A 14,133-nucleotide genomic window follows, 5' to 3' on the forward strand; every position below is an offset into this window, starting at 1 on the left:
ACATGCGAGAACCTTCGAGGCCATGCGACCAAATGCGATTGCTATCATGGAGACTGCACCTTGATTGATCGATGCCAAAACAGCCCCGTCGCGCGAGGTACAAGTGCACTGGCAACAGCTTTAGGCGCTGCCTTCGACGAATTCATTGTGCGCACTCCTGATGCAAAGTTGTCGGCAGCGGACGAGCTGCCAGATCGCTCAACAAAAACTGGAGCTTGCTGCCACAGGACGACGTGTCTGGCGGCCGAACCACGGCTGTTGCGTTGCTCAACCCCGATCAATGCTGCGAGTCTGGCTACATAGGTTTGCGTTTCTTCTGGAAGCGATCGACCTGTCGCCAAATGCTCGTCATACCGCTTCGGTCCCGCATTGTAGGCTGCAAGAAACCCTCCCCATCCGAACCGGTCGAGCATCTCGCGGATGTACGCTGCCCCAGCTATAATATTGTCGTGCGGATCAAACGGATCGATACCGAGATCGTGACGAGCGCTCAGTTCGACCCAGGTCGCGGGCATGATTTGCATCAGCCCGAGCGCTCCTCGAGGCGATATGGCGTGCGCATTACCGCCACTTTCGACCTGCATCACGGCATCGATCCAACGCTCCGGGATCGCGAACCGGTTGGAGGCTTCGGTCACGAACGCGGCGTATGCAACGCTACGAAGCAGGGTTATGGAGTGCGCAGGCCGCGATGCGACCTCCGCTCTGGCGCTCGAGGGCGGTCCGAACGTCAGCAGAATTCCCAAAAAGCAAGCAGTGGCCCCACATCGCATTGTGCGGACTGCCGCCAAGTATAAAGTTTCTCCCAGCCGGCCTTGAGGCCGCCTGATCCTGGGGCAATGCGCGCCGATTCTCAAGAAGCTGGCCGAGACGGAGGAACGATGTTGCGACCGGCCGTATGGAGAAATGACAGGCCAACAGGGGAGAGCCGGCATTGTCACTGCTCTCTGGTCCACACCGGGAGCGCTCGCCCAATGACGGACGATCTCGGCTGGGGTCCGAAATATCGGCCGTCTAGCGAGTCCGCCGACTGCCAGTTCATGAGAAACACTTCGCCCTCAGCAATGACCCGGCAGCCCTGCCAGACCGGCAACGGCCGGCCGCGACGATCGCGCTCACTTGCCTCACCCATGTGTATGCTGTCGACGATGATTGCGAGGCCCGTTCTGCAGACGGTTTGGCCGGGCAGCGCCAGCACACGCTTGAGCATTGGAAGGCCGCTTGGCAAATAACCGTTGAGATCGAGAAAAGTCGCGAGCGGGTCTGGCGTTCGAACCGCCACGAGCTCAGTGACGTACAATGGTCCGGCCTCTTGCAAGCGATAGACCCCGATCGGCACGCTGTCCGAGGCATTCCAGATGTACAATGGTGAGGTGTTGTTGACTGGCCAGAGCGCGAGCATTGTGGCCCCACACATCGCAAGAATGTTCCCCAACCGTCCCATCAGAGTGCCATCCTGTGCCGATGGAGCCACGCCTGGTGGCGTGCACGGGTATAAGCTCGTGGCTTTTCGTTGACAGAAAGACGGTTGTGGGCGTGATGCCAATACGCGGGGGCTGCATCGGCAGGATCGATGCCCAGTGACTCTACGGAGTCGATCAACTGGAGAACGCGTTCGACCTTTGGCCAACCAGCTAATCGCAGCAGGCTTTCGCCGCCGGGGCTGACCCAAGGCACGGTTGAGTATCGCTGGCCTGGCGCGACGGCGCGTAAAATGTCGATCCGCGACAGGATGGTTCCGAAGTCGTTGGACGTCCAGCGCACGAACGCGAAGATGCTGCCGGGCAAAAACGAGAGAATGCGCCGGTGATGATCAACGATCTTCTCTGATGCAGGTTTACCGAACCGGATTCGATTTTCGATGCGCTTCTCGAGCCACAAGAGCTCAACAGTTGTGAGGTCGCTCACCTGACTGCTCCATATTGTTGAGGGGGACTTTGGACGTGCCGAGAATGGCTATCACCGGCGCATCGTGCGAGAAGCCTTTGCGTCGGCAGGACGGCTGTAATGACGCTTCGATGGATCGTGGTCGTCGAAGGCTTGCAGCAATCCTGCTGCAACCACATCGGCGAGGCTCCAATTCGTTAGAAGGAATCGAAAGCAACTGCAGGTTTTCCGAGGTAGTGACTTGTGTCCCCTCGCCGGCCGGATTGCGGACATGTTGCTTCGCGACAATCCGGGAACGGAACGGGCGGCGCGTTCCGGCGGAGAATGGTAGAGACGAACGACGGAATCTTATGCAGGGCTCGACGTGTCGCTGCAGGCAACGAATGTTTGCGTGGTGGACGGCGACGATAACGTCGTCCAGGAAGCGACACTCGAGACCGATCCGGACGCGATCGAACTGTTCCTGGCGAAATGGGGAATCCACCTCAAGCGCGTCGGCCTGGAAGCGTTCTCGTACAGCGCCTGGCTGTTCACGGCGCTTTCCGAAAAAGGCCGCGCCGTGATCTGCCTCGAGAGCCGGCACGCCAAGGCGGCGCTGAACGCGATGCTGAACAAGACCGACCGTAACGCCAAAGGCATTGCGCATATGATGCGGACCGGTTGGTTCCGTACGGTTCATGTCAAGTCGGAGAGCGCACAGCCGCTGCGCGCGCCGCTGGTCGGGCGCAAGGCGATGCGCGGCAAGATGCTGGGCATGGAGAACATGATCCGCGGCCTGTTGCGCTCGTTCGGCCTCAAGGTCGGCGAGATCTCGGTCGGCCGTTTTGACGCGCGGGTGCGCGAGATCATGGCCGGAAAGAGAGAATCGGAAGCGATCGTCGCCCCGCTGTTCGACGCCCGCAACGCCATGCGGCTGCAGCTGACAAAACTGCACCGCCTGCCGCTGGTGGCTGCGCGCAGCGACAGCGCGGTGCGACGGATGATGACGGTGCCCCCGGTCGGCGCGCTCGTGGCGCTGACGTTTCGCGCCACCGTCGATGATCCGGCGCGATTCAAGAAGTCGACCAATGTTGGCGCCCATTTCGGGCCGACGCCGCGGCGCTATCAATCCGGCCAGACCGACCGGATCGGCAGCATCTTCAAATGCGGCGATGAGCTGACGCGAGCGATCCCGTAGGAGGCGGCGATCGCGATCTTCGCGCGCATTCCGAAGAGTTTTAAGCTGCGGCTGTGGGGCCTGCGGCTGGCCAGGAAGAAGGGGCTGAAGCGCGCGGCGACCGCGGTGGCGCGCTCGCTCGCCGTGCTGCTGCACAAGATCTGGATCGATGGCACGACCTTCCGGTTTGGCGCGGGCGTGAAGCGCGGCCGGCTCGCTGCGGTGGCCTGAGGGCCTCCGCGACCCGGCAGTTTCCACGAGCGGCTTCTTCCGCCACGGCGGCGCGGCGTCTCCCAACCAGACGGGGATTTGGGTGAGATCGCTACTTTTGCTGCCAGCGGCTTCATGCACACTTTTCAAGCCATCAAGCACGGCGCTGGTTAGCCTGACCGCCCATTCTCCAGATTCCGGCATGTGGTAGCGGCCGTGCCAACCACGGACCTTAGCGAGTTCTCCTCGACGCGCGAGCTGGCGCAACGGAAACGAACGAGCGTAACGCGGTGGTGACAACGATGCTGCTGATCGCGTGATTTTGCGCGCGATCGCGTCCGCGCGCGTGCGCTCGTGACAAGTATCGCATTGCAGGAAGGTCTTGCGCGTGAGAGAGTAAGCGCATGAGGCATCCTCGTTACCCGCGAGGCTAACTTGTTCGCAACGGACTGATTCACAACAAGACGTTAGTGTCAGTACGTTAGTAAAGTTAAGAGAGCTGGAAAGATTGGCGTCGCAGTGTTTTAGGTGCGATTTCGGTCCTCGGTAGCACGCGGAACGGGTCCCCGATGGCACGAGTCTTCCAGTCCCTGATAACACGAGCGAATTCACAGCTTATCCCCCGCAGGGCTGCTAAGGCCACGCTTTCGCAATCGCCGCGTAGGTGGGTCGATCTGGACGGGTGCGAAATTCAATCGTTCTTCGCCATTCAGGTCGTGTGTGATAGCCAGCCGATAGCCCGGCAAGGTCTGATGATGCACGATTTGGCGCAGGTCGTAGGCGAAGTGCTTCAGCGGCGCGAGGCTCCCGGACTTGGCATGCAAGTGCACGAGCCCGAAGCTCCAACCGCTATGCTGATGATCTCCGTGCTCGCGGACGAGGCGATAGAGCCAACGTTCCAGTCCACCGGTCAGATCGAAATACGCGCGGTCAATGGTCAGCACGAGCGATCCGTTTAGAACGCCCGTGTAGAACCAATCGGGTAAGATCAACTCAATCCCACGGGCATGCCCGTGCACATCGCTTGTGTGTTTCCATTCGTTTATCCAGGAGAAGCGATGCCGCGACCGTTCTGTCGGTTGCCGGATTGAGGTCATGACGCTGGTTGATTGCAATCGGTCGAGCGCAGCCTTGAGGCGGTCGTAGTCGCGTACGCTGGTGCCGCGGCCGACGAAGGTCAGGATCTCATAGGGGGTGGTGGACATCAGGCGCGAGGTTTTCAACCCGGCATCACGGGCCTGGACAATCTGTGAGGCAGCCAAAATCAGAACGTCCGCGTCCCAGATCGTGGCCAGGCCATGTTCCGGCACCGCTTCGACACGGATGGTGATGGTGCCTGCGCGGAAGTCGATCGGGACGATCCGCTTCGACTTTGCTAGCGAAACGAACGGATACGCCATTAAGTCTTGCGCGTCCCGTGCAGCGAGATCGCCAGGAAGCGCGCGAAACAGATCGAGTTGGTCGCACTCTGACCGCCGCCTCCCGGATACAGTTGAGTTGCTGTCGGGCAAAGGTCAGCGCCGCTCCTTGCCCGCATACGGAATCGGCGTGTGCCGTTTCGCGGGCAGGACTGTGCCTGCGCCAGGATCGCTGGTGGACGTTTTGGCGCCGCGGTCAACCCACGCCGTCAGGTCTTCGAGCGCATACACAACGCGGCCGCCCAGCTTCCGGTACGTCGGGCCTGTGCCATAGGTGCGGTGCTTTTCGAGGGTGCGACCGGACAGTCCGAGAAAGCGCGCCGCCTCGGGCGTGCGCAGGTATCGCGGCGGCAAGCCGGCGTTCGGATCGGGCATTTGCGAGGCTCCGTGGTCGTCTGGAGCGCGACCGGGTTCGGTCGCGCGTCGACGGTCACCATGACGGAGTAGGAGTGCTCAGGGGGATGCCGAAGATGGACCGATGGTTTTCGGCACCCCCTGCTCTACTCCCTGCGAGGTGAGCGATGCAGCAATGCGCGATAGCCGCCGCGCATCAGAGCCAAGCCGGCTTGCACCAGGCGGATGGACCGGCTGCGCAGCTCATGGGTTTTCCAGGCGCGTTCAGGGATGCGTTTTCGGCCGAACAGCAGTTCGGCGATGACGCGATAAGAAGCGCCATCCAAGCGCCCATCGAGCGCGCACAGCGCCAAGGCCAATCGTTCGCGTCGCTGCGCCGAAAGCTGATAAAAGGGCGGTCCTGGGGCGCGGCCGGTGATAGCGCGCCACACGCCGACGTGAAGCGTGCACGCGGATCTCCGAGGCGTCCGGCTTTACTCAGCAATACATCAGCGATTTAAAGCGTGGCCGGCGCAATCCCACGGTAGTGACGCTGTTCGAACTCGCGAGCACATTAGGCCTTAGCCACGTCGATCTCGTGTTGCCTGATGAGGAATTCTGCAAACAGCGAACCAAGACGCCGAAGCAAAAATGAAAGGACTTCGGCCAGACGCTTGTTTCCGGTTGCTCGGCAGTTGCTGCATGGCTTGAACACGAAGCTCCGCCTAGGGTGTAGCCTTCGCCGCCTTCGTCATCGAACAGGTTCGCGTATATCGGCGCGTCGAGGAGGATCGTCAAGCTCGTGTGAGAGGTATTCGCGCGCTTCCTTCGGAGCGCGTTGACCACACTGCGCCTATCTCGCGATTATACTGCGCACCAAATTGCAAGCTAAAGGCGGGCTTTACCATTCCAACATAGCCTCCGCCCGAGGATTGATCAACGAGTGATAAGCGCTCGGGCCGGCGCTATAATTCACAGGCGTCGACCTCCTCGTCCGGGAATTTCTCAGCGTCCAGCTCCAGCCTGTTCTTCGCCTTTTCCAGCTCCCATGTGACTAGCACGTAGTCTTCGAACGTGCTCGAGGAGCTGATCTGCGTGTCGATCAACAGCCGCAGCTCGTGCCTGAACTGATACTTGCTGACGGTCATTCGCCTTTCCTATTATTGCTGGGTTCAGGTACGAGATCCAACTTCTCGAGCTGGCGCGTCGAACAGGTTGGTGAAGGTAAAGAACTGCAAGCTACATTGCGGTTGGTGGAAGAACAGTCAGCGCAAGGCCAACAGTAGCAGAAATCCCGGCCGCAATCAGGCCGCACTCAATTAAAATCGCCCCAGCCTTGTCTCGCCAAATCCGCATAAGAGGAGATGACTTTATTGCAACTCCATGTTCCCGGCTGGCCGTTAGCGGATTCCGTTTGATCGCTCCGCCACTCTTTCGCTTTGGCGCGCGCAATCTATCAAAAAACGTACCCGATGCTCTCTCATCCGCGGTTAAGAGAAAGCTCAAGATTGGCCCCTGTTAGAAGTTGACCAATGCTGCACAACAGGGACAACGCGACAAGCAAAGCGTAGTGATAGGCCGCAAGTTGAGGCCAAAGTCACCGTCACGGTTGAACATTAGTCCTCACATGCACCGCGCCTCCGACTGAAAATTGAGAGCCTGGTCCCGATGAGCGCAAGGACGGGGCCGCTCCCCGCCGCCCAAAGCGAGGGATCCACGCTGCTGGGAAACAACGCGCTACTTCAGCGTCCCTCACAGACTCACGAGCGTTCCGACTTTCCGCCCCCGACGCTCTTTACGACGTTGCGTAAGACGATTTCAGAAAGCTGCACAACCTGCCGTTTGAGAAACACAACCAGCTGTGTGAGACGAAGAATTTCTTGCTTGCAGCGCTCTAGCTCGCGCTCTTCGTCTGTCATCGTCGATGGTTCATGGCGGTTCGTACTTTGTCGTCATGGTTCATGTGCCCCCCTTCTCCGAAGACGAACCTGTTTCGTTCTGCGAGCTCTTTTTCGAACACGAATTGCGCCGGCTTGCCTTGATTTCCTTCGACAAAGCCCTTCGCCACCATTAGCTCACGGGCATCGCGCACCAAGCCCGGGCTGCCACAGATCATGACGCGGTCATGCTGCGGCTCCAGTTCCGGCAATTCGATATCCGCAAACAGCTTGCCTGAAACGATCAGATCGGTGGCCCGGCCGCGGTTATAGAAGCGATCGCGCGTCACGGTCGGATAATAGATCAGCTGGTAGCGCGCGAAGTCGCCGACCAGTTCGTCGCGCGGCAGTTTTTCCGTGATCATCTCGCCATAGGCGAGCTCGGCGACGCGGCGGCAGCCATGCAGCAGCACGACATTCTCGAATCGCAAATAGGTTTCGGGATCCTTGATCACGCTCAGGAACGGCGCAAGCCCGGTGCCGGTGCCGATCAGATACAGATTGCGCCCGTCCTCGAGATTATCGATGACCAGCGTCCCCGTCGCCTTGCGGCTGACGATGATCTCGTCACCCTCCTTCAGATGCTGCAGACGCGAGGTTAAGGGACCATCCGGTGTCTTGATCGAGAAGAATTCCAACCGGTTCTCGTAATGAGCGCTGGCGAGGCTGTAGGCCCGCAGCAGCGGCTTCTCGTCGACCTTGCGCCCGATCATGGTGAATTCACCGCTACGGAAGCTGAACGACGGATTCCGGGTCGTGGTGAAGCTGAAGAGATTGTCGGTCCAGTGATGGACGCTCAGTACGTTTTCCTGGCTGAACTTGCTCATCTCACCGTCCCGGCGAAATTAAGGCATGATCCAAATCCACGGGCCGCGTTCGCGCAAAGTTTGCACCAGTTTTCCGAATGAGCATAATACAAGCACCAGATGAGGCTCTCGATGAAGTAGCGTCGGACCGATAGCTTCACGCCCACAACCGCTTTGGCTTTCATTAGAAGATCGGCCTGTGCCCCTCCTGTAGCGATCAACCCCAGGCGCTGCCCATTCACGTAGATTATTTACTCTTCAGCCCGCCGGCATCCCCAGATGAAGTTTTTCCCCAGTTCACGCCGGGCGGTAGGCTGGCTTGCCAGCTCACTCCCCGCCGAGTGGTCGTGCCCACCTCGAGCAGACGCAATGGCAGACTTGGGCGCATTTGCTCCGACAAACACAGTACATAGTGAACAAACAATCTCGTTTCCCACCTGAGTGTGGTGTCTCGGCTTCAGTGGAGCGTTTCGTACAAAATACCTCTTCCATCTCGCCTAGACCTTGCGCTCGGTTGCAAAGCTACTAGAACGGGAACCCCAATGAGGATCGACGCTCCGAGATTCGCCGAGATATCAATCCCCTGAACATGCTTTCTTCGACCGCGCGTGATTGCTCAAGCTGACTATAACAACTCTGTGATGTTACTTAATGCAATGAGGCGCGTGTTCACGGCTAAATCCTGCATCTTGGCCACCTTCTTCGATGGATTTCACGCCGCACCTTGTCCCGAACTTTCCCGACCGCCTGTGGACAGCGGGCCTTGTCATGACGGCACATGCTCGGTCCGATGCAGACAGCCGCGTGCTTTCAGCCTCCACTCAAGCAAGGACCGAAGCGGAAGAAGAGGCATGGGCACGGACTTCAAGGTCTGCATCGAGCGGCAGTTCGGCGGAATAGAAGGCCCTGTCCTGAACAAGATCGCAACATCACATCGTGTTTGTCGGGGCATTGTACCGGCAGAAGCGTTCGATGAATGCAAGGATGTGATCGGCGGACTTCCTCCATCGGAACGGTTTGGGATCGACGTTGTGTCGATCAATAAACGAAGTGATGTCTGCCCGGAGGGCGGCGACGCTGCGCCGCGCCTGATCTTTTTATCCGTGAGGAGAGCGAAGAAGCGCCCGACCTAGTTGAGCCATGCGAACTGGTCGGGTCAGGTGCACGTGCCAGCGCGGCCTTTTAGCCATCCATCGTTGGATCAGTGCGGACTTATGCGTGGCGTCCATGATGAGATGGACGTCGAGTTCGCGCGGCACAGCGGCCTCGATCTCGTCTAGGAACTGACGGAATTTGGCAGCACGGTGACCTCCCTAGCACTCGCCGATGGCTCGTCCGGTCGCAATGTCGAGAGCGGCGAACAGCGATGTGGTGCCATGTCTTCTGTAGTCATGCTTCGCTTCGGGCCGGCTGGCCGGGACCCATCGGCAGCATGGTGGCTGCGGTCCAGCGCCCGGATTGGGACTTCTCATCCACGCATAGAACGACACCGTGCTCCGGTGGCCAGACGTATAGGCCCACGACGTCGCGCACTTTGGCCATGAAGTTTGGATCGTGGAGAGCTTCAAGGCCTCCGTGCGGCTGGAGCCCGAAGACCCGCCAGATACGTTGCACGGTCGACACCGACAGGCCGCTGGCCTTCGCCATGCCGCGGGAACTCCGATGGATGGCGTGCTCAGGGCAACTCTCCAATGTCCTCACGATTACGACTTCGGTGCGGGCATCCTCAACCGTACGCGGTGCCCGGAGCGCGCTCGTCGTGCAGCCGTCCACGCGCCGCTCCACAAAACGCCGCCGCCTACCGTCGGCCCGTCAAGGCCCAGCTTGGCCGCCCGCCTTCCGCGCAGGTCAGCACGATCCGCGCTCGCAGCGCCAGCACCAGCGCCGTCTTCCGGCGCGTCGTCAGCGACTTCAGTTCGGCACGAACTTCATCGCTCAATGTCAGGGAGGCAAGTTGCCGGACCTCCATCACATTCTCCGTCCCTGCTACATCCTCCATCTTGGCACAGCGACGCAAATCTAATGCAAATCTACGATTGCAGACTTGTGACTCGGGACACTGGCCGCGGCGCCTTTTTGAACCAAAGGTGATGTTGCGCTCCCTGAATGCGCACTGCAGCACACCAGCCATTGGGTGCCTGTCTGTTGCTGCCCGATGCAAGATCAGCAGACGGTTGCGCAGCGGCGAGGCAGACGCGCTCCGCACGACTGGCACCAGCATCGGCAAGGCCTCGGTGCCCCAAGAGCAACGTGCCTACAGTGTCGGCAGTGACCACTCATATATGGGTGGCCTCGAGAGGCAATCTGAGAACCGGAGAATTGATCTCTCTCGACTGGCTGGCCGACACGCTGGGTGTTCACTTATGCTGAAGGCTCTGTTCAGCCACCCAGAGGAGCGACGACACCGAAGGACTTCGCCTAAAAGTCCGCAAGCCGGCGAGCCACGTTCCAAGAAGAAATAGCACTGCTGCGTAAGAGCGACTTTATGACCACCCAGATCGGTTGTGGTACTGCGAGCTCTAGAACGCGAAATCACGAAAATCGACTGCGCCGATGCAGCGGCAGCGTTGATGTTTTCGACTTTAGGCTCCAAAAGGAACCCGCCCGATCAACTCGGGCGGGGCTTTGAGCGAGCCTCACTCGCCGTTCTTGCGCGGCCGCGACCAGAGCAGGGTGTACCCCTCGCCGCCTTCGTCATCGAACAAGTTCGCGTAGATCGGTGCGTTGAATGAGGGATCGTCGAGCTTGAGCGAGAGGTAGTCGCGGCCCTCCTCGGAGCGCTTCGACCAGGCTGCCCCGATCTCCGCCCGGCCCACGTAGATGCGGTGGCTGGGCGCGTTGTCGCTGGAGCGGTTGGTTTCGGCGACGATGCGGACGCCCTTGGTCTGGAGGCTCAGGGTGACGATCTCGCCGTGAAACTCGTTACCGACCTTCTTGAACGAACCGATGTTAGCCATGTTACTTCTCCTGTTTGTGTTTCGAGCCCGCGACCACCGCGGCCTCGATGGCGATCTAAAGGCCGAAGACGATCGGCGACGCACCCGCTGGCGGGCCGGAGCGCAGCGGAGGACGCCGTTGGAGCGACTTTCTTGTCTCGCGAGGAATGGGCGCAAGCCCAGGGGAAGAAAGTCGCATCAATCGGCGTTGCGGCTCAGACGATCGAGGCGCAGCCGCTCTTGGGCCAGATCAAGCCATCAAAGAGGCCACGTGCGTCCGCGTGCTGAACCGCAATCTTAAGGAGAAGACTTGGCGAATCTCGGTGTGCTGAGCAAGAGGTCGGTACAGGTCAGCGTAGAAGGAGAAACAATCTGCCGCAAAGGGCGGTATCGTCCCCGCAGAAATGATCGAGCGCGGCGCGCCCCACCGCAGCTATGCGGGCCAGACAGAGATTGGTGGGGCTTGCTTGCAGGCTTCGAGGAGAAACGCGGTTACCTTTCGCTCAAGCTCGACGCCCTCTCGTTCAACCTGGTCTCTGTGCGAGCTTGCTGGACCTGATGGCGACGAAGCCTCATCGCTCGTGCGTGGCGGCTGTAAGAACTGGTCGAGGTGTATTCTCCACCACCCCGGCCGACTCCGACGGGCGGGTCCTCGCGGGAAGGGTCAAACGCGCCCATGCCGTGCCGGCGATGCAAGCCGCACCTGCGCAAGCGAAGGCCTCGCGCCAAGCCAGCGAGGGCACCCCGATCTGCGACAGGGCAAACACCAGATGATAGCCGGCGATCGCCGCAGGGAGCGCGAATACGGTTGCGATCGCGACGCGCAAGGTCAAGGACCGACTAACGGCAAGGGCGAGCTGACCAGCGGCAAGCGTCAGCGCGCCAGAAACAATTCCGATAAGCAATGCGCCGAAGACGCCCGCGCCATCACGAAATGCCGACATTCCGACACTGAGTGCGACGAAAAACGGCAAGGCATAGACCGCCAGCGCAAAGATCAGCCAGCAGAACAAACCGATGCCGAGCGTGTTGAGGACAAGCCCAAGAGCGAGCATGGCGGTGGCTCCAATGCACAGACGTATTGGTCGCGCCTCCACCACCACCGCGGCGCGGCTTCGGACGTAAAATCGAAACGAGGCGGAGTTGCGGCGCGCAACTCCATCTTGGTCGTCTTGGAGGCAAGTAGACGGCGCTCATGCGCCGCCGAACTTCCAGACGGGGATGCCGAGCCGCTTCGCCTTGTCAGCGAGATTGTCCTGAATTCCCGTGCCCGGGAAATGCATGACGCCGATCGGCAGGAGTTCGAGCATCGCATCGTTGCGCTTGAACGGCGCCGCCTTGGCGTGCTTCGTCCAGTCAGGCTTAAAGGCGATCTGTGGCACCTTGCGATTGGTCGCCCATTTGGAGGCGATCAGTTCGGCGCCCTTTGGAGAGCCGCCATGCAGGAGGACCATGTCCGGGTGCTTGGCATGAACCTTGTCGAGGCGATCGCAGATGAGGTTGTGGTCATTGAAGTCGAGCCCGCCGGTGAGTGCGATTTTCGGTCCTGGTGGCAACAAGACCTCGGTCTCGGCGCGGCGTTTGGCGGCAATGAAGTCGCGGGAGTCGATCATTGCCGCGGTGAGCGTGCGGTGATTGACCAATGATCCCGATCGCGGGCGCCAGGATGCGCCGGTGTTGACCTCAAATTGTTCGATGGCCTGGTCGCGGAAGAGTTCCAGGCAGTTGCGACGTTCGACTAGCGTGAGGCCTTCGGCGGTCAGGCGCTCGAGTTCGACAGATCGCACCTCCGAGCCATTCTGCTCGCGTTGGCTCCTATGCTGCGCTTGTTCGTTGTTATCGAGCTGCCGTTCGACGCGCTCGACGGCACGATGGAACAGGTTGACCGTCGACCAGAGCAGATCGTCAAGGTCCGGCTCAAGCCGCGTTTCGCTCAAGGTCGCGACCAGGGCGTCGAAGATATCGGCGACGGCGCCGCCAATCATATTGCCCTCGGGGAGCGGTCTTGGATCGGGCTGGTCGTCGAAGGGACGATAGCCGAAGAGCTGGAGTTCGGTGATGACGTCGTCGGTCGGAGAAGATGCATGCGGCGGTTCGATGTCGTCATGGTCGGTCATGGGAAGAGGTCCTTTGCCGGATCGGCCGCGACCATCGCGGCCTTCGTGGCGATCCTCTGACGGCGGGCGGAGCGGGCCAGAACCCGAAAGGGCCGAAGCGGCAGCGGAGGATGGCGGAGGCCGGCTATTTTGCTTCGCGATGAAAAGCGCGCGGCCAACCGAATAATGTGTCTTCACATCGCTAGCGCGCGGCGGAAAATAGCCGGCCGCAGCCGTTGCCGGCCCGCTCCGCTTGCCGTCCGATCGCCCTCTAGAAGGCCGAGCTCGCGTCCTCTTCCGGTATTGGCCTCGCCTATGACTGGCCCATCAACGTCGATCGAACACCGGGAGCTATTCCGCGGGCACCCTCGAGGAATGCAGGAAGCGAACGACGTCCTCTGGCACGAGCTGGAACCGCAACGCTGCTTGGAGGGCATCGAGACCGAAGACATGCAGATCTTCGTTGAAGTCGCCCAGCCGGGGCGACAGCGCGATTGCTTCAATGCCGGCGTCCACTGCGCGTTGGCTGAGGGTCGCGTGCACCGCATCGCCAGCGGCATCGACATCGCGGGCGATGTAGAGCCGGCGCAGCCCAGTCGGAAGCACCATGGCTGAGAGGTGATTGGCCGAGAGCGCAGCCGCCATCGGCATGCTCGGCAGCACGTAGCGCAGCGACAGCATGGTTTCGATTCCCTCGCCGGCAGCGAGCACATCGTCCACCACGCCGAAGCGAACCGCGTTGCCGAGGAGATCGCCCATCGCGCGTCGTGGCGTATTGATCGGAGCTTTGCCCAGCCGAATGCGATCAAAGCCGTCTGGGTCGAGCCAGGTGCGATGCACGCCAGTGATCCTGCCTTCGAGATCCGTGACGCAGGCGATCATCGCCGGCCAGGTCTCGGCTGGCAGGTGTTCGTCCGGCCGATAGTAGCAACGCGGATGGAAACGCAGGCTGCCACCATGGTGCACGTGGGCGATCCCGCGACGCTGCAAATATGTCTCGACCAGCGTCCCCTCGATCGGTTGCGATATAATAAAGAGCCGTCTCGCCGCCTCTTGCGATCCAGCCGGTGCTAACGGACGAACGGGTTTCGGGACGAGTTCCGGTTCAGTACGAGGCAGTCCCAAGAAACGCCTCGCCTCCTCGGCGACTTCGCGGAATTCACGCAAGCCCAGGCTTTCGCGGATGATGTCGAGGAGATCGCCATGCTCGCCTGTTGCGGCATCGGTCTTATGTGCAGTTGAACATAAGACTGACTGATCGGGATAGGGGGACGTCTCGCGACGCCACCCCTCCCACACCACCGGGCATACGGGTCCGTACCACGGCGGTTCGATCGAGTTAAGCCGGCACAGG

At 60.5% G+C, this 14,133-nt stretch carries 11 protein-coding genes and 5 pseudogenes; 2 read left to right on the top strand and 14 right to left on the bottom strand.

Annotated elements, in window-relative coordinates; genetic code table 11:
- Positions 1 to 44: 44 nt before the first annotated feature.
- The 3 genes from IVA81_RS16630 to IVA81_RS16640 form a co-directional block, all read right to left on the bottom strand.
- Positions 45 to 638 carry a lytic transglycosylase domain-containing protein gene (locus IVA81_RS16630; RefSeq protein WP_247319949.1) on the bottom strand — a complete coding sequence of 198 codons (594 nt, stop codon included), beginning with the start codon at positions 636 to 638 and terminating at the stop codon, positions 45 to 47.
- A gap of 299 nt (positions 639 to 937) precedes the next feature.
- A complete protein-coding gene (locus IVA81_RS16635) occupies positions 938 to 1,402 on the bottom strand; it encodes a S26 family signal peptidase (protein ID WP_247319950.1) in 465 nt (154 codons plus the stop codon).
- A gap of 41 nt (positions 1,403 to 1,443) precedes the next feature.
- A complete protein-coding gene (locus IVA81_RS16640) occupies positions 1,444 to 1,908 on the bottom strand; it encodes a DUF2840 domain-containing protein (RefSeq protein ID WP_247319952.1) in 465 nt (154 codons plus the stop codon).
- Positions 1,909 to 2,248: 340 nt separating this feature from the next.
- Between IVA81_RS16640 and IVA81_RS16645 the strand changes: the two are divergent.
- Positions 2,249 to 3,064 (top strand): annotated as a pseudogene (locus IVA81_RS16645) (transposase); the annotation flags it as partial.
- 797 nt (positions 3,065 to 3,861) lie between these two features.
- Here the strand turns inward: IVA81_RS16645 and IVA81_RS16650 are convergent.
- From IVA81_RS16650 to IVA81_RS16660, 3 genes are all read right to left on the bottom strand, one after another.
- On the bottom strand, positions 3,862 to 4,764 hold the full coding sequence (locus IVA81_RS16650) for a replication initiator protein A (protein WP_247319959.1): 903 nt from the start codon (positions 4,762 to 4,764) through the stop codon (positions 3,862 to 3,864).
- 3 nt (positions 4,765 to 4,767) lie between these two features.
- Positions 4,768 to 5,046, bottom strand: a complete 279-nt coding sequence (locus tag IVA81_RS16655; RefSeq protein WP_148742779.1) for a helix-turn-helix domain-containing protein — start codon at positions 5,044 to 5,046, stop codon at positions 4,768 to 4,770.
- Between the two features lie 125 nt (positions 5,047 to 5,171).
- Positions 5,172 to 5,456, bottom strand: coding sequence for a DUF2285 domain-containing protein (locus IVA81_RS16660; RefSeq protein WP_247319960.1), 285 nt, complete (start codon positions 5,454 to 5,456; stop codon positions 5,172 to 5,174).
- A gap of 35 nt (positions 5,457 to 5,491) precedes the next feature.
- Between IVA81_RS16660 and IVA81_RS16665 the strand changes: the two are divergent.
- Positions 5,492 to 5,659: pseudogene (locus IVA81_RS16665) on the top strand (helix-turn-helix transcriptional regulator); the annotation flags it as partial.
- 71 nt (positions 5,660 to 5,730) lie between these two features.
- Here IVA81_RS16665 and IVA81_RS16670 read toward each other — a convergent pair.
- The 8 genes and pseudogenes from IVA81_RS16670 to IVA81_RS16705 all read right to left on the bottom strand — a co-directional run.
- Positions 5,731 to 5,864 (bottom strand): annotated as a pseudogene (locus IVA81_RS16670) (DUF736 family protein); the annotation flags it as partial.
- Between the two features lie 105 nt (positions 5,865 to 5,969).
- On the bottom strand, positions 5,970 to 6,152 hold the full coding sequence (locus IVA81_RS16675; protein ID WP_247319961.1) for a hypothetical protein: 183 nt from the start codon (positions 6,150 to 6,152) through the stop codon (positions 5,970 to 5,972).
- Between the two features lie 845 nt (positions 6,153 to 6,997).
- A pseudogene (locus tag IVA81_RS16680) lies at positions 6,998 to 7,768 on the bottom strand (ferredoxin--NADP reductase); the annotation flags it as partial.
- 908 nt (positions 7,769 to 8,676) lie between these two features.
- Positions 8,677 to 9,746: pseudogene (locus IVA81_RS16685) on the bottom strand (IS630 family transposase).
- Between the two features lie 637 nt (positions 9,747 to 10,383).
- Positions 10,384 to 10,704, bottom strand: a complete 321-nt coding sequence (locus IVA81_RS16690; RefSeq protein WP_247278035.1) for a DUF736 domain-containing protein — start codon at positions 10,702 to 10,704, stop codon at positions 10,384 to 10,386.
- Positions 10,705 to 11,255: 551 nt separating this feature from the next.
- Positions 11,256 to 11,738, bottom strand: coding sequence for a hypothetical protein (locus tag IVA81_RS16695; RefSeq protein ID WP_247319962.1), 483 nt, complete (start codon positions 11,736 to 11,738; stop codon positions 11,256 to 11,258).
- 138 nt (positions 11,739 to 11,876) lie between these two features.
- Positions 11,877 to 12,800, bottom strand: coding sequence for a DUF2493 domain-containing protein (locus tag IVA81_RS16700; protein WP_247319964.1), 924 nt, complete (start codon positions 12,798 to 12,800; stop codon positions 11,877 to 11,879).
- A 330-nt stretch (positions 12,801 to 13,130) separates the two neighbouring features.
- Positions 13,131 to 14,132: a toprim domain-containing protein gene (locus tag IVA81_RS16705; protein ID WP_247319966.1), complete on the bottom strand. Its 1,002-nt coding sequence runs from the start codon at positions 14,130 to 14,132 to the stop codon at positions 13,131 to 13,133.
- Position 14,133: the final 1 nt, after the last annotated feature.

Origin of the sequence: Bradyrhizobium sp. 141 (assembly GCF_023074055.1) — a bacterium.
Classification (GTDB): Bacteria; Pseudomonadota; Alphaproteobacteria; order Rhizobiales; family Xanthobacteraceae; genus Bradyrhizobium.

Coding starts and splice junctions, on each gene's coding strand:
- IVA81_RS16635 (WP_247319950.1), bottom strand. CDS start 1,402: ATGCTCGCGCTCTGGCCAGTCAACAACACCTCACCATTGTACATCTGG.
- IVA81_RS16695 (WP_247319962.1), bottom strand. CDS start 11,738: ATGCTCGCTCTTGGGCTTGTCCTCAACACGCTCGGCATCGGTTTGTTC.
- IVA81_RS16700 (WP_247319964.1), bottom strand. CDS start 12,800: ATGACCGACCATGACGACATCGAACCGCCGCATGCATCTTCTCCGACC.
- IVA81_RS16675 (WP_247319961.1), bottom strand. CDS start 6,152: ATGACCGTCAGCAAGTATCAGTTCAGGCACGAGCTGCGGCTGTTGATC.
- IVA81_RS16655 (WP_148742779.1), bottom strand. CDS start 5,046: ATGCCCGATCCGAACGCCGGCTTGCCGCCGCGATACCTGCGCACGCCC.
- IVA81_RS16690 (WP_247278035.1), bottom strand. CDS start 10,704: ATGGCTAACATCGGTTCGTTCAAGAAGGTCGGTAACGAGTTTCACGGC.